Here is a 19908-nt window from a genome sequence, read left to right on the forward strand (position 1 = left end):
TTTGCTGTGTCATCAGACGACGTTGCGGTGCTGGGTGGGTTCGGTGGTACCGACCTGCAGCCTCCCTGCGAACACGCCATTTTCTCTGTTTTTCAAGGCCTTTTGATGCAGACGCCGCACTTGTATGCCTGGCGTCACACCCCTGGTCTGGGGCGCTTCAGCCTTTGAGGGTTTGCTCCAGCACGTGCAGCTGCTGGTTCAGCTCGGTCAGTTGCTGGCGCTCGCCTGAAATTTTGCGCACTGCGTGCAGCACGGTGGTGTGGTCGCGGCCGCCAAACAACTCGCCGATTTCCGGCAGGCTTTTTTGCGTCAGCTCCTTGGCCAGGTACATGGCAATCTGGCGCGGCCGCGCAATGCTGGCCGGGCGCTTCTTGCTGTACATGTCGGCGACCTTGATCTTGTAGTAGTCGGCCACGGTCTTCTGGATGTTTTCGACGCTGATCTGGCGGTTCTGGATGGACAGCAAGTCGCGCAGGGCTTCGCGGGCCAGCTGGATGGAGATTTCCTTCTGGTTGAAGCGCGAATAGGCCAGGATCTTGCGCAGCGCGCCTTCGAGTTCGCGCACGTTCGAGCGCACGTTCTTGGCCACGAAAAACGCCACTTCTTCGGGCATCTCAGTGGCTTCAGCGCGCGCTTTGTTGATCAGAATCGCGACCCGCATTTCCAGCTCAGGCGGCTCGATGGCCACGGTCAGACCGGAGTCAAAACGCGACACCAAGCGCTCATGGATGTCGGCCAGGCCCTTGGGGTAAGTGTCGCTGGTCATCACGATGTGCGACTTTTTGGCCAGTAGCGCTTCAAAGGCGTTGAAGAATTCTTCTTGTGTGCGGTCCTTGTTCGCAAAGAACTGCACGTCATCGATGAGCAGCAGGTCCAGCGAGTGGTAGCGCTCCTTGAACTCGTCAAAAGCCTTGCGTTGGTAGGCTTTAACCACATCCGACACGAATTGCTCGGCGTGGATGTAGAGAACTTTCGAATCCGGCTTGTCAGCCAGCAGGCGGTTGCCCACAGCGTGCATCAAATGGGTCTTGCCCAGGCCCACGCCACCATAGATGAACAGGGGGTTGTACAGGTGGCCCGGCATGCCCGCCACGTGCATGGCGGCAGCGCGCGCCATGCGGTTGGCCGTGCCCTCCACCAGGGTGTCAAAAGTGAGACCTGCATTGAGGCGGTTCTTGAAGCCGCCGGCGGCGGCATCTTCGGCCGCCGCTGCCGGTTCAGGGGCCTGGCCAGCCTCGGGTGCGCTGGGTGCAACAAAAGCCCTGGCGGGCTGTTCCCGCTGAGTGAGCGCTAACTCGAGTGGCACGGCTTGGCCATACAAACGCTCCAGCATTTGGCTGATGCGGCTGGCGTATTGCGCACGGATCCAGTCGAGCTTGAAGCGGTTGGCGACGAAGATGATAATCTTGGACAGGTCGTCCGGGGCCTGGGCCACCAGGGGCTTGATCCAGGTGTTGAATTGTTGCTCTGGCAGCTCTTGGGCCAGTTGTTCTACGCATGCCTGCCAGAGGCTGTGTCCTGCGTTGGGGAGGTCGCTCTCAGTGGCGCCGTTCAGGTTTCCCTCGGTCATTCTTGGTCTGTATTTCTGTGGATAGTCAATTGCGGACAGCGGCCGTGATTCTAGTTTGTCAAAGAGTTATCCACAATCTGATCGGGCGATGACCCCGCGCGCCGGGGGCTGCCGGGCCGGGGCTGGTCAAAAGCCTTGGTTTGTGATTGGGCTTGTGGATTACATCAAATGTTGCGATAATCATCGGTTTCCCTGAAAGCGTTCAGGGCGATTTGATCAAGGCCCCGGGTTTGGGCGCCGTTGGTGAGGGGGTTTTGCGGGGGCTGAAAAGCCTTGGCAACCCGACCGAACCGGCTGTGCAGGAACGAATGGCCAGAACTGAACACTCAAGGAATTCATCATGAAACGCACTTACCAACCTTCCAAAATCCGCCGCGCCCGTACCCACGGTTTCCTGGTCCGCATGAAGACCCGTGGTGGCCGTGCTGTGATCAACGCACGCCGCGCCAAGGGCCGCAAGCGTCTGGCTGTCTAAGTTCAGCCTGGCCTGGTGAATTCCGGGCTGCTCGCGTGCAAAGGCTCAAAACCCGCCCGCAGTTCCAAGCCGCGATGGCGGGCGGTACGGTGTCTCGCACGCCGCATTTCGCCTTGCACCGCCTGGCTTTGACGGCCGCTGCCCCCGCAGCCGCTGATCTGCCCCCTGAAGGGCCTGATGCTTCTCCGATGCGAGAAGGTCAGGCTCTTTTTGTCGTTCCCGGTTCACATCCGACGGTCTGGCTCGGGGCCATGGTGCCCAAGCGCTGGGCCAAACGGGCCGTGACCCGCAATACCATCAAGCGCCAGATTTACCAACTGGCCAGCGAGTTCGAGCCCCGCCTGCTGCCCGCGGCCCACGTGGTGCGCCTGCGGGCTGGTTTTGACCGCAAGCAGTTCATCAGTGCCACGTCCGAGGTGCTCAAGCAGGCTGTGCGGGCTGAGCTGACCCAGCTGCTGCGCAAGGCCTGTGTCCAGCCGGCCAAACCGCAGGCCAAGGCCTCAGCCCCAGCGCTCGCCAAGGGGGCGCCAGCCCCCCTGCCCGCTGTACCTACCCCGGCCCAATCCGGCATGGAGTCCGCATGATGCGCGCGCTGTTGATGGGCCTGGTCAAAGGCTACCGATTGCTGCTCAGCCCCTGGCTGGGCTCGGCCTGTCGCTTTGAACCCACCTGCTCGGCCTATGCGCTGCAAGCCCTGGACCAACACGGCGCGGGCGTCGGGAGTTACCTGACCGTCCACCGTCTGTTACGCTGCCACCCCTGGTGCGCGGGCGGTGCTGATCCAGTGCCGACCGATCGGCCCCGCTTGTTCAGCGCCTTGTGCACCCCCTCTTCCCAACATTCTTCGCAAAAGAAGTCTTCATGAACGACATTCGCCGCACCATCTTGTGGGTGATCTTCGGGTTCTCCATGGTCCTCTTGTGGGACAAATGGCAGATCCACACCGGCAACAAGGCCATGTTCTTCCCTGGGCCGGCCGCCACGGCCACCGCGCCGGCGGCTGCCAAGCCAGCAACAGGCGCCGCAGCCCTGCCAGCGGCCACGGCGGGCGCCAGCGCCGTGCCGGGTGCCGCCCCTGCCCCGACGCCGCGTGAGCGCGTCAAGGTCAACTCGGATGTGTTCCAGCTGACCTTTGACACCGAAGGCGCTTCGCTGGTGGGCGTGGACTTGCTCAAATACGTCGACCTGAACGACAAGAGCCGCCACTTCACCCTGATGGCTGAAAACCCGGAGCACGTCTATGTGGCGCAAACCGGTCTGCTGGGGGGCACCTTCCCCAACCACAAGACGGCCATGAGCCTGTTGCCTGGTCCGCGTGAACTCAAGGACGGCGACAACGAACTGGTGGTTCGATTCGAATCTGGCGACCTGGGCGGCGTGAAGCTGATCAAGTCCTTCACCTTGCGCCGCGGCGCCTACGACATCGGCGTGCGCCACGAAGTGGTCAACACCGGCACCGCCCCGGTGTCGCCGCAGCTGTACCTGCAACTGGTGCGCGACGGCAACAAGCAAGAAGGCGATGTGCCCTTCTCCTCCACCTTCACGGGCCCTGCGGTCTACACCGACGCGCAGAAGTACCAGAAGGCCGAGTTCAAGGACATCGACAAGGGCAAGGTCGACATCGAAAAGCAAGCCAGCAATGGTTTTGTGGCCATGGTGCAGCATTACTTCGCCAGTGCCTGGCTGCTGGGCGACGGCATCCAGCGCGAGCTGTTCATGCGCAAGGTGTCGGACAACCTGTACTCGGTGGGCATGATCACGCCGCTCAACACCCTGGCCCCGGGTGAACGCCAAAGCATCGAGGCCCGCCTCTACGCCGGTCCGGAAGAAGAAAAGAAGCTGGAAGCCCTGACCCCCGGCCTGGAGCTGGTCAAGGACTACGGCTGGCTGACCATCCTGGCCAAACCGCTGTACTGGTTGCTGGACCAGTTGCACAGCTACATCGGCAACTGGGGTTGGTCCATCGTGGCGCTGGTGGTGCTGCTCAAGGCTGCCTTCTACTGGCTCAACGCCAAGGCGTATTCGAGCATGGCCCGCATGAAGGCCATCAACCCGAAGATCACCGAAATGCGTGAGCGCCTGAAGGACAAGCCGCAGCAGATGCAGCAGGAGATGATGCGCATCTACCGCGAAGAGAAGGTCAACCCCATGGGCGGCTGCCTGCCCATCCTGATCCAGATCCCGGTCTTCATTGCGCTGTACTCGGTGCTGTCGTCCAGCGTGGAAATGAGCAATGCCCCCTGGATCGGTTGGATCACCGACCTGTCGGCCAAAGACCCGTACTACATCCTGCCCCTGGTCATGACCGGCACCTCGCTGCTGCAAACCTGGCTCAACCCGACCCCGCCGGACCCGATGCAGGCCAAGATGATGTGGATCATGCCCCTGGTGTTCAGTGTCATGTTCTTCCAGTTCGCCTCCGGTCTGGTGCTGTACTGGATCACCAACAACATCTTGTCCATCGCCCAGCAGTGGGTGATCAACCGGCGACTCGGCGTCAACTGAGTCCCTCGTTGACCTGACTCCCCAGGCCGTCCAGCGCAAGTTGGCCGGCCTTTTTTGATGAAAGTTTCTGCCCATGCTGGCCCGCAACTCTGACCCCATCGTCGCCATCGCCACCGCCCCCGGACGCGGCGCGGTGGGCATCGTGCGCGTCAGTGGCCCTGACGTGAAGCCTCTGGTGGCCGCCCTGTGCGGGCGCGCACTGCGCCCGCGCGAAGCCACCTATCTGCCTTTGCGCGACGCCCAAGGCCAGGCCATCGACCAGGGTCTGGCCCTGCACTTTCCGGCCCCCAACTCCTACACCGGCGAAGACGTGCTGGAGCTGCAGGCCCACGGCGGTACTGTGGTGTTGCAGCTGCTGCTGGCGCGCTGCCTGCAGGCGGCGGCCGAACTCGACCCCGACACCGGCCGTCCGCGCCTGAGCGGGCTGCGCGTGGCCCAGCCTGGCGAGTTCACCCAGCGGGCTTTCCTCAACGACAAAATCGACTTAGCTCAGGCCGAGGCCATTGCCGACCTGATCGACGCCAGCACCGAGGCGGCTGCCCGCAGCGCCGGGCGCTCGCTCTCAGGCGAGTTCTCCAAAGAGATCCACCTGCTGCGCGACGCGCTGATCCACCTGCGCATGCTGGTCGAGGCTACCTTGGACTTCCCGGAGGAGGAAATCGACTTCCTGCAAAAAGCCGACGCCCAGGGCCAACTCGACCGCCTGCAAGCCCAACTCGCGCGCGTGCAGCAGCGCACCCGCCAGGGAGCCTTGCTGCGTGAGGGCGTGAAGGTCGTGATTGCCGGCCAACCCAATGCGGGTAAGTCGTCGCTGCTCAATGCCTTGGCCGGGGCGGAATTGGCCATCGTCACCCCGATCGCCGGCACCACCCGCGACAAGGTCGAGCAGACCATCCAAATCGAGGGCGTGCCCATCCACATCATCGACACCGCCGGCCTGCGCGACAGCCAGGACGAGGTGGAGCGCATTGGCATCGAGCGTGCCTGGGGCGAGATCGCCGGTGCCGATGCCGTGCTGTTCTTGCACGACCTGACCCGCGCCGACCAGGCCGACTACCAGGCGGCCGACCAGGCCATCGAGGCCACGCTGAGCAAGACCCTGGCGGCACGCGTGCCGGTGCTGCAGGTCTGGAACAAGCTCGATCAGGTCAGCCCCGATCAGGCGGCGGCCCATGCGGGCCTGCATTTGTCGGCTCGAACTGGCCTCGGGTTGGACAGCGTTCGGCAACAACTCTTGCAATTGGCGGGCTGGCAATCGGCGCCGGAAGGCCTGTATATCGCGCGGGAGCGCCACGTCCAGGCCCTGCAGCAGGTCGAAGGCCATCTGGACATGGCGGCCCGCTGCCTGGCGGCCCAGGCGCAATCGCTGGACTTGTTGGCCGAGGAGTTGCGCCTGGCCCAACAGGCGCTCAATGAAATCACGGGCGAATTCAGCTCGGACGACCTGCTGGGCGTGATTTTTTCCAAGTTCTGCATTGGCAAGTAATTGAAACAAATGTGCCCATTCCATTCATGGGCGATGGCGTGGCTTGTGCCTAATTTGTAACGCGGTTAAGTTCGGTGACCATGCACACCGCCCTGTCGTCCACGCCCGCCAACGGCCTGCAGGCCCTGGCATTGGCCATGGCCCACGCGCCTGCCGAGGAGCGCCTGGACCTGACCTTGAATCCGGCGCAGTGGGACATTTTGCAGGGTTACTTGCTGCCACACCGCTTGCCCGGTGGCCAGGTCTTGTTCGCCCGCGGTGTGCAGGACCGAACCCTCTATTTCATTGAAAGCGGTGGCCTCAGCGTGCACCTGGAAGACGACAAAGGCCGACTTCGGCTGGCCCTGGTGGGTGCTGGTTCGGTGGTTGGCGAAGGCGCTTTTTTCTCGCACCTGCCGCGCTCGGCCACCGTGCAGGCCAGCGCGGACTGCCAGTTGTGGGCCTTGACCGCGCTGCGCTTCGCCGAACTGGGCAACCGTCAGCCCGCCATGGCCCTGAGTTTGAGCATGGGTTTGGGCGCCTTGATGGCGCGCCGCTTCAGCCAACGTCGGCGCCGGGTGGCCTGCACTTGAGTCGCCCGGCCGACCATTGGCCACCAATTCAGGTTAGCCTTGGCCCCTGTTTGTAAGGATCACAAAACATGTCCCTGTTTGCTTGGTTGTTTGGCAACAAGCGCTCGCGTCGCCCCGAGGAGGCACCCAGCTTGCCGAGCTCGGGCACGAGCCGCCCTGGCGCTTCCCGGCGCAGCCAAAAAGCCTGGGTGGATGTGGGCCCGGCCCCGTCCAACACCAAGCACAAGGCCGAGCGCCTGCAGCGGCGCGAACTGTTGTACGCGGTGGTGCGCGACACCATGGTGCGCGTCGGGGTGCTGTCTTCGCGCTACAAATTCAAGGTGTTGTCATTGGATTCCCACGGGCGGCAGTTCATGGTGATGATGGATGTGGCCCCCGAAGTGGCGGCCGACAGCCAGCACCTGACGCAGATCGAAGTCTTGCTCGCCCAGACCGCCAAGGCGCGCCATCAGCTGTTGGTTACCTCGGTGTACTGGCGCTCCAACAACCAGGTTTCGACGGCGTTGCCGGCGGCTGCTCACTCGCCTCCGGCGGGTGCGTCGAGGGCTGTGGCGGGGCGCGCCAACCCAGGCACCAGCGCGACCCCCCGCTTTGAGCCCATCCAGGCTGAAGAGGTGGCCGCCTTCCACCGGGCGCTGGCTGAAATCGGCGCGCAAGCCCCGGCCTTGGCGCAAAGCGTGCAGAGCGGGCCCCGCCTGGCTGGGCGCCTGACTGGCTTTGAAGACACCGAATTGGCGGATGACGCCGAAGATTCGCGCCCACAGTCCCTCAGCACCACCCAGTACGGCGATCTGTGAGACTGGGCTGATCAGGCCTTCGCCTGGGCCTCAGAACCGTGGTTCGGTCTCGCCCGCGTGCCAGGCCGGGTACTTGCCCATCACCGACTCGAACAGCGGCAGCGCCAGGCCGCGCTGCAGCCAGGCACGCACGTCTTCCAGCCCCGTGGCCCCCGCCCACCAGGCCGCATCGACCTGCGCCAACTGGCGCACAAACGGCCACAGTGCCAGGTCCAGCAAGCTGGGCTGATCGCCCCACATGAAAGCCGTGTGCTGGGTCTGCAGCTGGCGTTGCAGAGGCTGCAACAGCACTGCCACGGCCTGATCACGCCAGGTTTCGGCGCTCAGGCTGGGGTGACGTTCGGGGTATTTGTAGCCATCCAGTGCGCGTTTGAAGGCCCCGTCCAGCGTGTGCAGCCAAAGCGCTTCTTGCTCGGTTGGGGTGGCGCCTTGGGGCCGTGACCAGCCCACCGGGGGCTGTTGGGCAAAGGCCCAGCGCATGATGTCCAGGCTGTGCAGCAGCACTTGCCCATCGGGCAATTGCAGCACGGGCACCGTGCCCGCGGGGTTCAGGGCCAACAACTCAGGCGGCTTGTCGCGCAGCAGCACTTCGCGCAGGCGCACCGTCAGGCCGCAGGCTCGCAAGGCCAGGCGCGCGCGCATGGCATATGGGCAGCGCCGGAACGAGTACAGCAGGGGTGGGTCGATGGCGGCGGGCTCGGGTGTCATGGCGGCGCCGATGATAGCGCTGGCCACCCCCCTCTGGGCTTCAGTGCGCCTTCACGTCAACGCGCACGCCGGTGGTTTTGGGGGCGCTGGTTGGCACGGACCAGGCCAGGGCGGTCAGGGACAAGACGGCGGCAGAAATCTGTTGGATCGCGCGGGACATCGAAACACACTCACAGTGAGACAGTAAAACGGGCGACTTTGCCGGGCGGCTGTGACGGGCCGATGACAGGGATTTCCCGCCCCCGGGGGTTTTGGGCCTGCGGCCGCCGGGTTTTGTTGGTTAGGATGGTCCGGTATCAGTAACGTTTTCCAACGGGCTGGGCAGGACGCCACGATGCAACTCCTTTCTGCCGCTGAAAGTTACCTGTTGGGCCGCCGATTTGGCCGCCTGCTGGTGTGGGCGGCTGCCCTCTTGGCCCTGTGCTTTGCGGGCGTGACCGCGTTCTCCATCGCGCAAGACCACTACATCACTCGGCGCATCGCGCAAGACACCAGCTACCAAATCACGGAAAACCTGCGCCAGCTCACCGACTCGGTGCTGGAACAGGCCGCCTACAGCCTGGCCGGTCTGGCCGAGGCCCTGGCCGAACCGGGCGAGGGTGCCACACCGTCGGCACCCGCTTGGACCCGCCTGCTGCACACCGCCATGCGCTACGACACCAGCACCCAGGTGCTGTTTGTGCGCCGAGCGGATGAGCTGGTGGCGGTTGACCACCGCCATCGCCTGCACGAAGGCCCTCCTGAACTCAGCCAGCTGAGCCCGCCCGAGGTGGCCGGCCAGCTGCGCCTGGGCGCGCCCATCAGCCTGGATGGGGGGCAAACCCATGTGCTGCCAGTGTTGCTGCGTGTGGTCGGTGCCCAGCCCCACGGGGATTACCTGCTCGGGGCCCTGATTCCCCTGCAGTCTTTGCGACCGCCCAGCTTGTTGTCCAGCACCACCCAAGCCCCTTTGGAGCAGGCCGCCTACCTGCCCTCGGGGCGGGTGCTGATGCACACCTGGGGGTCGGACCGGGCCGTGGGCCAGATGGCCCCCGAGTCGGCGCTGCTGGCCGAGCTGGCGGGCAGCGCCCCCACCGGCAGTTTTGCGGTGCAAGACGCGGACGGTCAGGGCCTGTCGGGCACCTTCCGCCGCTCGGACCGCTATCCCCTTTTGGTGGCCAGCATGCAAGCCGATGCGGTGGTCCTGGGCCCTTGGCTGCAGCGCAGCCTCACCAAAGTGGTATTGCTCCTGTTGTCCTGGTTGGCCCTGGGCTTGGGCGTGCGCGCCCTGAGCCGCATGCTGCGCGCCCTGGCCACCAGCGAGTCGGTGTACCGGCGCCTGTTTGAGGACGTGGCCGACGGCGTCATCGTGCACAGCCCGCGGGGCCGCATCCTGAGCCTCAACGCGGCCGCCTTGCGCCTGACCGGCCTGACCCAGGCCGAGGATGCCGTGGGCCGCCCGCTGAGCGACTTCTTCCCTCACCCGATCGACCCGGCCACTGGCCAACCCAGTACCCTGCCCCAATCCCGCATTGCACGCGCCTTGGCGGGCGAACACTTGCGCTTTGAGTACAGCTTTGACGCGCCCCGCACCCAACAGCACTTTGACTGCGACATGCGCCTGTCCACCTTTTTGTTGGGGGGTGAGCCTCAGCTGCTGTGCCTGGTGCGTGACCTCAGTGAAGAGCGCCGCCACAGCAGCCAGCAAGAGTACCTGGCCAACCACGACCCCCTCACCGGCCTGCCCAACCGGCACAGCCTGCTGCGCCTGTTGGATGAGCGCATCGAACAGGCGCCAGGTCAGCCCTTCGAGCTGGTGTTCGTCAACCTGGCCCGCTTCAAGGAGGTCAACGAAGCCTTTGGCCACCGCGCCGCCGACATGGTGTTGGAGATCAGCGCGCGTCGCATCGAGCGCCAACTCAGCGCCCATGGTTGGACCTTGGCGCGCGCGGGCGGCACTGACTTTGCTGCCGCGCCCCCGTCGCCCGGCTACGAGGGCCCTGCCCTGCCCACCGAGGCCATTTGCGATCTGATGGTGCGCGTGGTGCGCGAGCCCATCGTGATGGGCGACACCTCGGTCGAGTTGCACGTCAAACTGGGCAGCGCTGACTATCCTGGCGACGCGCTGGATGCGGGCCAGTTGCTGCGCTGCGCCGACATGGCGGCCACCCGCGCGCGCACCGTGGTGGGCTCCCAGGTGCGCTACAGCAAGAGCTTTGAAAACGCCCCCGGCCACGACCTGAAAATGCGCTCTGAGCTGTCAGCCGCCATCCGTGACGGCCAGCTGCAACTGGCCTGGCAGCCCAAACTCTGGCTGGAAAGCCGCGAGATCGAGGGTGTTGAGGCCTTGTTGCGCTGGCATCACCCGCGCTTGGGCTGGGTGCCTCCCTCGGAGTTCATTCCGCTGGCCGAGTCGACCGAGCTGATCTACCCGCTCACGCGCTGGGTCATCAGCGCAGCGCTGGACCAGATGGCCCAGTGGCAGGCCCAGGGTCAGTCGCTCAAGGTGGCGGTCAACATCAGCGCCAACAACTTGCAAGACCCCGACTTCACCGACCATGTGAAAGACCTGCTGCGGCGCAAGAACGTGCCGGCTGAATTGCTGGAGCTGGAGGTCACCGAGTCGGCTTTGGCCGCCAACCCCGAGATCGTGCTGCGCCGCCTGCAGGACCTGCGTGCCGCTGGCCTGTCGCTGGCGCTGGACGATTTTGGCACCGGCTTCTCCAGCCTGTCCTACGTGAGCCAGTTCCCTTTCACCACCATCAAGATCGACCGCAGCTTTGTCAGTGCCTTGCTGCGCAGCCCGCGCGACCGCCATGTGGCCGAGTCCACCATCGCCTTGGGCCGCAAACTGGGCTTGCGCACCGTGGCCGAAGGGGTGGAGGACGACGCCACGGCCTCGGCCCTGATGGCGCTGGAGTGCGACATCGGCCAAGGGTATTTGTTTGCCCGCCCCTTGATGGGCCAGGCCTTTGAACACTGGCGCAGCACGCACGAGGCCAAGCTCGAAGCGGCGCGCAAACAGGCCTCGGGCAGCCCGTTGCGCTGAGTACGCCAGTCCTCAGCGCTTCACAGCGCCCGCACCAGCACCACCGCTCCCGGCCCATACGTGGCCAGGGCGGCTTGGGCGTCGGGGTTCAGGCGGCCGGCCGGACCAAAGCCCTGCCGCTGCCAGAACCCTGACGAGCCTTGCACCGCCACCAAGCCCAGGCCGGCCAAACCTTGCTGGCGCGCCTGATGCAGGGCGTGGGCCACCAGCTGCGGGCCCAGGCCCCGGCCGGCCGCGCTGGGGTGCACGGCGAGGTCGTGCAGGTACAGGGTGTCGCCTTCGGGCTCGGGCGCAAAGCCTTGGTGCAGCGCCCCCACGTGACCGGCGTGCGTGCGGTAGGCCATCAGGTAGGCGCCCAGGCGAGCGCCATCCCATGCACCCCAGACCGTGTCGCTGGCCACCCGCAGGCGCTGCGCTTGCACCGGGGCCGGCTCCAGAAAGCCCGCGCCATAGGCGGCTTCTTGCACCGCCATCAGCGCGTCCATGTCCTCGGCTTGCAGGCCGCGCAACGACCAGCTCGCAGGCCCGCTCACGACGGTACCCGCCCGCGCAGTTGCAGCACGGCGTGCTGGCCGGCTTCATGGCCACGGGTGAAGGCCTCTTCAAACACCGAGTAGCCGGACCAGTCGCCGTGGGCCCAACTCAGGCGGCCCTCGGCCAGCACGGCGGGCACGCCAAGGCGGGTGCGAGCGGGAGCGCGCTGCGGCAAGCGCGTGAGGTGGGCCAGCGTACCGGGCACGGGCACGGCCATCGCGTGGCCATGCCGGCTGATGGAAAACCGCTGGGCTTGCGCCAGCAGGTCCGGGTGGGGGACGAGGTAGTCCTTGAGCAGTTGGTCGCGCCAGTGCGTCCAGGGCTGCTCCAGCAGCTGGCGCCGGGCCGCATGGCCCAGGCCCAGGGCGCTGTAAAAGCTCAACACCGTGGGACCAGGGCGTGGGTCCAGGCGCTGATGCGCCGCGTTCACATAGCCCAGGCCGGTGCTGCCGTAGACCACGTTGTCCCAGGCTGGAGCGGCGCCGGGGCGGTCGGTCAGCGGGGCCGCCAGTTGCAGATTGCCCACCACCCAGGCGGCATGCTGCCAGCGCAATGCCGTGGCCTGCACCCAGTCGGGCGCGGCCGCCTGCACGCGGGCGGCCACCGGCACGGGCAGGGCCACCACGCAGTGCGCGGCCAGCCAGCGTTCAACGCGTTGTTGCGCCACATCCCACACGTCCACGGCCACGGCCTGGCGCTGGTCTTCGATGCGCAGCACCAAGCGCCCGGTGTAGAGCGGGCCGCCCCGGTGGCTGCCTTGCAGCGGCGCGGCCAAGCGCTCGACCAGCCAGCCATTGCCTTCGGGCCAGGTCAGCACCGCCGATTCGGCGGCTTGTGCGGCGGCCTCGCTGCCTGGGGCCTGAAAACCATGCCGGCTGGCAAAGTAATGCAGGCCTGCCCAGGCCGAGACCTGGTCGACACCGGCGCCGTAGTCGTCGCGGCAGCAGTAGTCCAGGAACCAGCGCAACGCCGGGTCGTTCAGGCCGCGCTGGTTCAGCCATTGGCCAAAGGTCAGCGCGTCCAGGGCCAACTGGCCCGGGCTGAGGCTTTGGCGTGACAGGGGAATGGCGTAGCGGTTTTGCTTTTGCTCGGTGTCCACCAGGCGGGCAAACAACTGGTACTGGGCCAGCGTGGTGGGGCTCTGGTCCTGGCTGGGCAGCAGGCCTTCTTGCCATTGGCCGTTTTGGTACAGGCGCTCCTGCGGGCTGTGGCACAGGGCGTGTTCGTCATAGACCCAGCGCCCGGCTTCGCGCCGGCGCACGCCGAGTTCTTCGAGCAGGGCCTGCACCTCGCGCGCCTCGTCGCCGGGCAAGGGCAGGTAGTGGGCGCCGGTGGGGCAGGCCAGGCCGCCCAGTTCGCGGCCTCGGCTGTTGCCGCCGGGTTGGTCCGCCAGCTCCAGCACGGCCAGGTCGTCCACCCCGCCCTGGCGCAGCGCACGCGCCGCCGCCAGGCCGGCAATGCCGCCCCCCAGCACCAGGGCGCCGACGCGGCGCGACACGGCGGGCGCGGGCCAGCGGCGCGGGTTCTCGTGCAGCAGGTGGCCACGCTCGAAGCTGGCGTCCTCAAAGCCCCCTTCCAGCACGGGCATGGTGCGGCTGCAGCCGGCCAGGCCCAGGGCGCTGGCCGCGGTGCTGGTCAGCCAGTCGCGGCGCTTCATGGGTTGGGCCCGGCCTGGGGTGGGCGGGCGATGGCGATGTCGGTCATGGGGCGCGGACTCAATGGCTCACCTTGCCCCATTCCTGCTCGTAGGTGTGGACCAGGATCTGGTTGGACAGGCGGTTCACGCTGGCCGGCACCGGGCCCATGTCCTGCGGGAAGTCGAACAGCAGGGGCAAGGTGGCGGTGTTCAAAAAGCGCAGCCCTGGGGGCAGCGTGGTGGGCAGGCGCCAGGGGCGGCGGCTGGCCACCACAAAGCCCCACTCGCCAAAGCTGGGCACGTTGGCGTGGTAAGGCGTGGCGCTCAGGCCCGCGGCTTCCAGGGTGCGCACCACGGTCCAAAAGCTCTGGCGTGCCACCAGGGGCGAAGTGGTTTGCACCACGGCATAGCCGCTGGCCGACAGGCGCTGGTCCAGCAGGCCGTAAAAGGACTGGGTGTAGAGCTTGCCCAGGGCGAAGTTGGTGGGGTCGGGGAAGTCGACCAGGATCACGTCGAAGCTGTCGGCGGTTTTTTGCAGCCACTGGAACGCGTCTTCATTGACCACCCGCACGCGAGGGTCCTTGAGCGCGTTCCCATTGAGCTTGAGCAGGGCCGGCTGGGTGCTGAACAGCTCGGTGATGGCCGGGTCCAGGTCGACCAGGGTGACCTGCTGCACGCTGGCGTACTTGAGTACCTCGCGCAAGGCCATGCCATCGCCGCCGCCCAGAATGGCCACGCGCTGAGGCCGACCCTGGGCCGACATCACCGGGTGGACCAGGGCTTCGTGGTAACGGTATTCATCGCGCTCGGCAAATTGCAGATTGCCGTTCAGAAACAGGCGGTGCCCCTGGACGCCGCTGGTGACCACGATGCGCTGGTAGGGTGAGCTGGCGGTGTAGACCACGCGGTCCTGGTAGAAGCGGTCCTCGGCCAGGGTGGTGATGTGGTTGGCGCCGGCCATGCCCGCCAGCAACACCCCCAGCACGCCAGCGCAGGCCAGGGCATGGGCGCGCAGGCGGCGCAGCTCATGGCGGAACAGCCACAGCGCCCAGCAGGCCACCGCGGCATTCATCAAGCCGAACAGCAGGCCGGTGCGCACCAGGCCCAGGTAGGGCACCAGCACCAGCGGGAAGGCCAGCGACACCACCAGCGCGCCCAGGTAGTCAAAGGTCAGCACCTGGGCGACCAGCTCCTTGAGCTGCACATCGCGCTTGAGGATGCGCATGACCAGCGGAATCTCCAACCCCACCAGGGTGCCCACGCCGCCCACCATCAGGTACATCACGACGCGGAAGGCCCCCGGCAGGTAGGCGCTGGTCAGGAACAGCACGGCCGGCAAGGTGCCGCCCAGCAAGGCCACCAGCAGCTCAATGCGCAGGAAGTGCGCGCTCAGCTGGCGCTCCAGGTAGCGCGAGGCCCAGGAGCCCAGGCCCATGGCAAACAGGTAGGTGCCGATGATGGTCGAGAACTGCAAGACCGAATCGCCCAGCAGGTAAGACGCCAGGGTGCCGGCGGCCAGTTCGTACAGCAGGCCGCAAGCCGCCACCACAAACACGCTGGTCAGCAAGGCCAATTCGACCGGGCGCGGGCGCCGGCCGGTTGGCGTGGGGTGGTCGCCCGGGTCACGCGGGCTCAGCTTGGGCTTGCGCCGCCCCAGCGGGCGCCAGGCCACGTCGGACACGGGGGCGGGGAGTTCAGGTCGGAGGCTCAAAACAATCCACAGTCTTCAAAATACACAAAGGCCAGGTGCGGGCACCGGGTCGGTCAGGGCTCAGCCATGGATGGCCGCGGCCACGATCAGGCAAATGCCCAGCGCCATGGCCGCCACCACCACGCCCAGCGCGAGGTTCTGCTTTTCAATGATCTCTTGCCACAGGTCGTAGGGGGTGAGTTTGTCGATGATGACAAAGCTCAGCCAGAACACCACCACCCCGAGCAGGGCGAACACGATGGAGCCGATCAAGGCACCGGGGCGAAGCCATTCAAGTTCCATGGAAAACTCCTGATGGGATGCCGCCCTGTCGGGGGTCGGCGGGACGGGTTGCGCTCATTTGTGGCTGCCTCCACCGCCCGAGTAGCCCCCGTAGGCGCCCCCGGTGCTGCGGTAGCTGCCGCCGTTGTTGCAGTTCTCCACCGCCGGGTCGCAGCGCGAGCAGCGGCTCAGCAGCAGCACCAGCACGATCAACACCACGGCGATCACGATCAGGGTGCCACAGCCCAGCCCCCGCAGCGGCCCGGTGGGCCCTGCGTCGCTGGTCTGGAACCCAGCGGCCGGAGTCGCCACGCCAAAGGCCTTGGCGACCACGGCGGCGTCCAGTTTCCGCCCGCTGGACCAGGTCTGTTCGGCCGGGGTTTGCTCCAGCGACAGCAGGCCTTTGGCGCTGCGGTAGTCGCGGTTGCTGCTGCGCTGGCCGCGCGCCACCGGCCAGTAGAACTCGCCCAGGGCGTAGGTGGTCTCGGCCTCGTAGCTGTATTGAAGATCGTAGCGGGTGCCCAGGTAGGTGGCGCTGCGCGCGCCCGCGCCCAGCGAGGGCGCGCCCGTGATCGGACGCACCAGGCTCCAGCCTTCTTCGGTGTCGACCAGAAAGCTGAAGCCGCGCTGGCGGTTGTAGAGCAGGTACTCGCACCAGCCAAAGGCCTCGTCATCGCCGGGGCTGCGCCCCATGCGGTGCTGAAAGCCCACCACCTGCCAGGCCACGCCTTCCAGCGTGCCTTGGCTGCCCAGCGGGATGTGGGGCGCCACGGGCTCGTCTTGCAGGGCGTGGCGCAGCTCGCCACCCACCCCTTGCGAGACATCGATCAGGCTGTGGCAAGTGCCGCAGCTCAGCGTTTTGGTGCTGGCCAGCGTGACCTCGACCGCCGCGCCGCACTGCGGGCAGTTGAACTGGCGGGCGGTTTCTTCTTTCACCGACTCGGATTTCAACCCGCTGAGCTGCAGGTCTTCCAGGCGCACCGACTGGCCCTGGCTGAGCGCGGGTGGCGTGCGGCTGTAGTCCAGGCTCAGCACCTGGCCCTGGTCACTGCGCAGTTCGACCATGCCAAAACCAAAGCCCAGCGGCGGCATCTTGGGCAGCTCGCCCTGGGCCGAACGCAGGCTGACCTGGCCGTTGAACGCCACGGTGTAGGGCTGGCCCTCGACCGCGGTGGTGGCGCCCACGCGGAAGGCCGAGGCCGGTGGCATGTCGCGCTGCAGCTCGCGCGGGCGCGCCATCACGTAGGCGCCGTTGTCTTCGCTCAGGAATGCCTGGCTGCCGTCGTCGAACCAGGCCACCCATTCCGTCCAGACACCGGTGGGGGACTGGTATTGCAGGCGGCCGATCAGGATGAAGGGCCGGTCTTGGTAGCGTCCGCTGGTGTGCAGCTGCAGCGGGCTGGGGTCGTCAAACAGCTCGGCCATGCGGCCCAGGCGCGACAGCACCTCGCCCTGGCGCACCACCGTGCTTTGGCAATAGGGGCACACCGCGTGCGTGGACTGCGCACTGCGGAACTCAACGGGCGCGCCACACCCAGGACAGGGCGCGCGGTAAAAACGCTCTGCCACGATCTGTCAGATCGCGGTCAGACGAGCTTCTTCAGGAGCTCGGCCTTCTTGGCGTCGAATTCTTCCTGCGTCAGGATGCCCTTGTTTTTCAGGTCGGCCAGCTTCTCCAGCGTGGCCATCACCTCGTCGGGCTTCAGGCCGGCCGCGGCAGTGGCGGCGCCTGCAGGCGGGGCTTGCAGCCCGGCCTGCAGGTTTTGCGCCAGCACCTGGCCCAAAGCCACGCCCGCGCCCAGGCCCATGGCGTCTCCGGCCACCCCGCCGCCCTGGCCCGAGCCTTCAGCGAACTTGGGGATGGCCTGGGCCGTCTGGTACTGCATGAACTGCCCCATGTTCTGTCCCACCATGCCCATGCCGATTTTTTGGTCCAGCACTTTTTGCAGGTCTTCGGGCAGGGAAATGCTCTGCACCGTCATCGCTTCGAGCTGCAGACCCAGCTTTTGGAACTCGGGCGCCAGTTGCTGCTGCAAGGCCTGGGCGAAGCGCTGCTGCTGTGCTGCCAGGTCCAGGAAGGGCACGCCGCTGGCGGCAATCGCCTGGCTGATGTTTTGCAGCACCAGGCCGCGCAGTTGGCCGTCAAGCTCGGCCACGCCGTAGCGCTCGCGCGTGCCTGAAATCGCGCTGTGAAACAGCTTGGGGTCGACCAGGCGGAAGCTGTAGTTGCCAAAGGCGCGCAGGCGCACGGCGCCAAAGTCGGCGTCGCGCACCGTCACCGGTTGGGGCGTGCCCCATTTCTGGTCCAGTTGCTGGCGCGTGCTGAAGAAGTAGACATCGCTCTTGAAGGGCGAATCGAACAGCTTGTCCCAGTTTTTGAGGTTGGTCAGCACCGGCAGGGTCTGGGTGCTGAGGTGATGCGTGCCGGGGCCGAACACGTCGGCCACCTGGCCTTCGTTGACGAACACGGCGGCCTGCGATTCCCGCACGATGAGCACCGCACCGTTCTGAATTTCCTGATCGGCCATGGGGAAGCGCCAGGCCAGGGTGCCGTCGGCGTCTTCGGTCCATTGAATGACGTCAATGAACTGTTTCTTGATGAAGTCCATCAGGCCCATGGCGTTCTCCTGCGCTGTGTCGGAATCGAAGTGTTCCTGATGATACCTGCGCGCAAAGGGCATTACGCCCAGTGCCCTGGGCTTACAAACTGCAGAAATTGGCCCCCAGCGAGAGGGCCGGGCCGCTGGGGCTCAGGCGCGCACGTCGAGCAGGGAACCCATCATCTGGTCCTGCGTCTTGATGGTTTTGAGGCTGGCCTGAAAGCTGTAGCTGGAGGCGATTTGATCGACCATGTCTTGCGGCAACTGGCTGCCGGCTTGGGCTGCCCGCGACACGCTGGTTTGGGTGCCGCCACCGCTTTGTGCTTGTTGGCTGACCAACTCGCGCTTGAAGCCTTCCGTGTTTTGGTTGGCGATGTTGTTGGCCGAGGCGCTTTGCCGTTGCAAGGCGGCCTGCATGCCGGATTGGGCGATGGCGCTGATGCTGGACATGGGGGCCTCGGTAGAGCGTTCGTGAACGGTCAATTATCGGCTTTTGCGCCTCGTTTGGCAAAAGACCCGGTGCTCGAAGGGGCCTGTGAAGGACTCATTTCGTGGTGCTGGGCGGCCCCCTGAGACGTTACCGGCGGCGTGCGGGACTGGATGGTCGGGGGGCGGTCCCGGCGCAGGGCCCCCGATTTCTCCCCTTTGGCGCGATGACCCTGAAGTCCGTGCTCGGGTCTATGAGGGCAAGCCCCTGGTCTGACCATGGCCATGGAGCCTCTCGGACGGGCGCAGAATCGGTGGTAGGTCTTTTGTGAAAAAGTCAAAACCGAAACACCTATTTACGCAGATTCACCTACTAGGGTTTTCCCGTGGCTGGGTCTACAATCGCCAACCCTTGCGAGTACGGACAGACCGCCGCTGGTGTGCGGAACGCGCCCTTGCAAGCCAGCAGGAGACATTTGATGCCCGATAACGCCCAGGTCAACAAAGAAGAAAAGCGCGCTGAATTGCGCCGCGCTGCACTGGAGTACCACGAGTTCCCGACCCCCGGCAAAGTGGCCATCGCGGCCACCAAGCAATTGGTCAACCAACACGACCTGGCCCTGGCCTATTCGCCTGGCGTGGCTGCGCCTTGTGAAGAAATCGTCAAAGACCCCAACGCCGCTTTCAAATACACCAGCCGCGGCAACCTGGTGGCCGTGATCACCAACGGCACCGCCGTGCTCGGTCTGGGCAATATCGGCCCGCTGGCCGCCAAGCCCGTCATGGAAGGCAAGGGCGTGTTGTTCAAGAAGTTCGCCGGCATCGATGTGTTCGACATCGAAATCGATGAACAAAAAGACCTGGACAAGCTGGTCGACATCATTGCCTCGCTCGAGCCCACCTTCGGTGGCATCAACCTCGAAGACATCAAGGCGCCGGACTGCTTCTACGTCGAGCGCAAGCTGCGCGAACGCATGAAGATCCCCGTCTTCCACGACGACCAGCACGGCACCGCCATCGTGGTGGGCGCGGCCCTGCTCAACGGCCTGAAGGTCGTGGGCAAGGACATCAAGGACGTCAAGCTGGTCACCTCGGGTGCCGGTGCGGCGGCCCTGGCCTGCCTGAGCCTGCTGCTCAAGCTGGGCCTGCCGCGTGAAAACATCTACGTCACCGACCTGGCTGGCGTGGTCTACGAAGGCCGCACCGAGCTGATGGACGAGGACAAGATCCAGTTCGCCCAAAAGACCGAGGCCCGCACCCTGAGCCAGATCATCGAAGGCGCCGATGTCTTCCTGGGCCTGTCCGCCGGCGGCGTGCTCAAGCCCGAGATGGTCGCCAAGATGGCCGCCAAGCCGCTGATCTTCGCCCTGGCCAACCCGACGCCGGAAATCCTGCCGGAAGAGGTCAAGGCCGTGCGCGACGACGCCATCATGGCCACCGGCCGCACCGACTACCCGAACCAGGTCAACAACGTCCTGTGCTTCCCGTACATCTTCCGCGGCGCGCTGGATGCGGGCGCTTCGACCATCACGGTCGAGATGGAAATCGCCGCCGTGCACGCGATCGCCGAGCTGGCCCAGGCCGAGCAAAGCGAAGTGG

Annotated in this window: 18 protein-coding genes; 9 read left to right on the forward strand and 9 right to left on the reverse strand. The window is 65.8% G+C overall.

Annotated elements, in window-relative coordinates; translation table 11 throughout:
* Window positions 1-157: 157 nt before the first annotated feature.
* Window positions 158-1570, reverse strand: coding sequence for a chromosomal replication initiator protein DnaA (dnaA, locus tag PSQ39_RS05015; RefSeq protein ID WP_273925573.1), 1413 nt, complete (start codon window positions 1568-1570; stop codon window positions 158-160).
* Window positions 1571-1910: 340 nt separating this feature from the next.
* On the opposite strand from dnaA, the gene rpmH reads away from it, so the two are divergent.
* The 7 genes from rpmH (at window position 1911) to PSQ39_RS05050 (ending at window position 7405) form a co-directional block, all read left to right on the forward strand.
* A complete protein-coding gene (gene rpmH, locus PSQ39_RS05020) occupies window positions 1911-2045 on the forward strand; it encodes a 50S ribosomal protein L34 (protein WP_006299042.1) in 135 nt (44 codons plus the stop codon).
* A 35-nt stretch (window positions 2046-2080) separates the two neighbouring features.
* Window positions 2081-2629: a ribonuclease P protein component gene (locus tag PSQ39_RS05025; protein ID WP_273925574.1), complete on the forward strand. Its 549-nt coding sequence runs from the start codon at window positions 2081-2083 to the stop codon at window positions 2627-2629.
* Complete coding sequence (yidD, locus tag PSQ39_RS05030; RefSeq protein ID WP_273925575.1) at window positions 2626-2910, forward strand: membrane protein insertion efficiency factor YidD; 285 nt, start codon at window positions 2626-2628, stop codon at window positions 2908-2910. Before PSQ39_RS05025 ends, yidD begins: the two co-directional genes overlap by 4 nt.
* Entirely contained in the window at window positions 2907-4550 is a 1644-nt protein-coding gene (gene yidC / locus PSQ39_RS05035; protein ID WP_273925576.1) for a membrane protein insertase YidC, read from the forward strand. The genes yidD and yidC overlap by 4 nt, the downstream gene beginning before the upstream one ends.
* 73 nt (window positions 4551-4623) lie before the next feature.
* Window positions 4624-6036: a tRNA uridine-5-carboxymethylaminomethyl(34) synthesis GTPase MnmE gene (gene mnmE / locus PSQ39_RS05040; protein WP_273925577.1), complete on the forward strand. Its 1413-nt coding sequence runs from the start codon at window positions 4624-4626 to the stop codon at window positions 6034-6036.
* 80 nt (window positions 6037-6116) lie between these two features.
* The gene (locus PSQ39_RS05045) at window positions 6117-6608 is read left to right on the forward strand and encodes a Crp/Fnr family transcriptional regulator (protein ID WP_273925578.1); all 492 of its coding nucleotides are present in this window, start codon (window positions 6117-6119) and stop codon (window positions 6606-6608) included.
* Between the two features lie 68 nt (window positions 6609-6676).
* Window positions 6677-7405, forward strand: a complete 729-nt coding sequence (locus tag PSQ39_RS05050; RefSeq protein WP_273925579.1) for a hypothetical protein — start codon at window positions 6677-6679, stop codon at window positions 7403-7405.
* 30 nt (window positions 7406-7435) lie between these two features.
* On the opposite strand, the gene PSQ39_RS05055 is transcribed toward PSQ39_RS05050, so the two are convergent.
* Window positions 7436-8113 (reverse strand): glutathione S-transferase N-terminal domain-containing protein, encoded by a 678-nt coding sequence (locus PSQ39_RS05055; RefSeq protein WP_273925580.1) that lies wholly within the window; start codon window positions 8111-8113, stop codon window positions 7436-7438.
* 334 nt (window positions 8114-8447) lie between these two features.
* On the opposite strand from PSQ39_RS05055, the gene PSQ39_RS05060 reads away from it, so the two are divergent.
* Complete coding sequence (locus tag PSQ39_RS05060) at window positions 8448-11141, forward strand: putative bifunctional diguanylate cyclase/phosphodiesterase (protein ID WP_273925581.1); 2694 nt, start codon at window positions 8448-8450, stop codon at window positions 11139-11141.
* A 20-nt stretch (window positions 11142-11161) separates the two neighbouring features.
* Here the strand turns inward: PSQ39_RS05060 and PSQ39_RS05065 are convergent, their stop codons facing one another.
* The 7 genes from PSQ39_RS05065 to PSQ39_RS05095 all read right to left on the reverse strand — a co-directional run bounded on the left by PSQ39_RS05065 (window position 11162) and on the right by PSQ39_RS05095 (window position 18333).
* Complete coding sequence (locus PSQ39_RS05065; RefSeq protein WP_273925582.1) at window positions 11162-11674, reverse strand: GNAT family N-acetyltransferase; 513 nt, start codon at window positions 11672-11674, stop codon at window positions 11162-11164.
* The gene (locus tag PSQ39_RS05070; protein ID WP_273925583.1) at window positions 11671-13332 is read right to left on the reverse strand and encodes an FAD-dependent oxidoreductase; all 1662 of its coding nucleotides are present in this window, start codon (window positions 13330-13332) and stop codon (window positions 11671-11673) included. The genes PSQ39_RS05065 and PSQ39_RS05070 overlap by 4 nt, the downstream gene beginning before the upstream one ends.
* Before the next feature lie 58 nt (window positions 13333-13390).
* Entirely contained in the window at window positions 13391-14947 is a 1557-nt protein-coding gene (locus tag PSQ39_RS05075; protein WP_273925641.1) for a polyamine aminopropyltransferase, read from the reverse strand.
* Window positions 14948-15082: 135 nt separating this feature from the next.
* Window positions 15083-15304: a DUF350 domain-containing protein gene (locus PSQ39_RS05080; RefSeq protein ID WP_273925584.1), complete on the reverse strand. Its 222-nt coding sequence runs from the start codon at window positions 15302-15304 to the stop codon at window positions 15083-15085.
* A 54-nt stretch (window positions 15305-15358) separates the two neighbouring features.
* Window positions 15359-16852: a DUF4178 domain-containing protein gene (locus PSQ39_RS05085; RefSeq protein ID WP_273925585.1), complete on the reverse strand. Its 1494-nt coding sequence runs from the start codon at window positions 16850-16852 to the stop codon at window positions 15359-15361.
* Between the two features lie 17 nt (window positions 16853-16869).
* Window positions 16870-17901: an SPFH domain-containing protein gene (locus PSQ39_RS05090; RefSeq protein WP_273925586.1), complete on the reverse strand. Its 1032-nt coding sequence runs from the start codon at window positions 17899-17901 to the stop codon at window positions 16870-16872.
* A gap of 132 nt (window positions 17902-18033) precedes the next feature.
* A complete protein-coding gene (locus tag PSQ39_RS05095) occupies window positions 18034-18333 on the reverse strand; it encodes a flagellar basal body protein (protein ID WP_273925587.1) in 300 nt (99 codons plus the stop codon).
* Window positions 18334-18788: 455 nt separating this feature from the next.
* On the opposite strand from PSQ39_RS05095, the gene PSQ39_RS05100 reads away from it, so the two are divergent.
* The coding region (locus PSQ39_RS05100; RefSeq protein WP_337961923.1) for a malic enzyme-like NAD(P)-binding protein at window positions 18789-19908 on the forward strand (1120 nt) is incomplete at its 3' end.

The sequence above is a fragment of the Curvibacter microcysteis genome (assembly GCF_028649455.1).
In the GTDB taxonomy this organism is placed as follows: Bacteria; Pseudomonadota; Gammaproteobacteria; order Burkholderiales; family Burkholderiaceae_C; genus Curvibacter; species Curvibacter microcysteis.

Coding starts and splice junctions, on each gene's coding strand:
- dnaA (WP_273925573.1), bottom strand. CDS start 1,570: ATGACCGAGGGAAACCTGAACGGCGCCACTGAGAGCGACCTCCCCAAC.
- rpmH (WP_006299042.1), top strand. CDS start 1,911: ATGAAACGCACTTACCAACCTTCCAAAATCCGCCGCGCCCGTACCCAC.
- yidD (WP_273925575.1), top strand. CDS start 2,626: ATGATGCGCGCGCTGTTGATGGGCCTGGTCAAAGGCTACCGATTGCTG.
- yidC (WP_273925576.1), top strand. CDS start 2,907: ATGAACGACATTCGCCGCACCATCTTGTGGGTGATCTTCGGGTTCTCC.
- mnmE (WP_273925577.1), top strand. CDS start 4,624: ATGCTGGCCCGCAACTCTGACCCCATCGTCGCCATCGCCACCGCCCCC.
- PSQ39_RS05045 (WP_273925578.1), top strand. CDS start 6,117: ATGCACACCGCCCTGTCGTCCACGCCCGCCAACGGCCTGCAGGCCCTG.
- PSQ39_RS05050 (WP_273925579.1), top strand. CDS start 6,677: ATGTCCCTGTTTGCTTGGTTGTTTGGCAACAAGCGCTCGCGTCGCCCC.
- PSQ39_RS05055 (WP_273925580.1), bottom strand. CDS start 8,113: ATGACACCCGAGCCCGCCGCCATCGACCCACCCCTGCTGTACTCGTTC.
- PSQ39_RS05060 (WP_273925581.1), top strand. CDS start 8,448: ATGCAACTCCTTTCTGCCGCTGAAAGTTACCTGTTGGGCCGCCGATTT.
- PSQ39_RS05070 (WP_273925583.1), bottom strand. CDS start 13,332: ATGAAGCGCCGCGACTGGCTGACCAGCACCGCGGCCAGCGCCCTGGGC.
- PSQ39_RS05080 (WP_273925584.1), bottom strand. CDS start 15,304: ATGGAACTTGAATGGCTTCGCCCCGGTGCCTTGATCGGCTCCATCGTG.
- PSQ39_RS05090 (WP_273925586.1), bottom strand. CDS start 17,901: ATGGGCCTGATGGACTTCATCAAGAAACAGTTCATTGACGTCATTCAA.
- PSQ39_RS05095 (WP_273925587.1), bottom strand. CDS start 18,333: ATGTCCAGCATCAGCGCCATCGCCCAATCCGGCATGCAGGCCGCCTTG.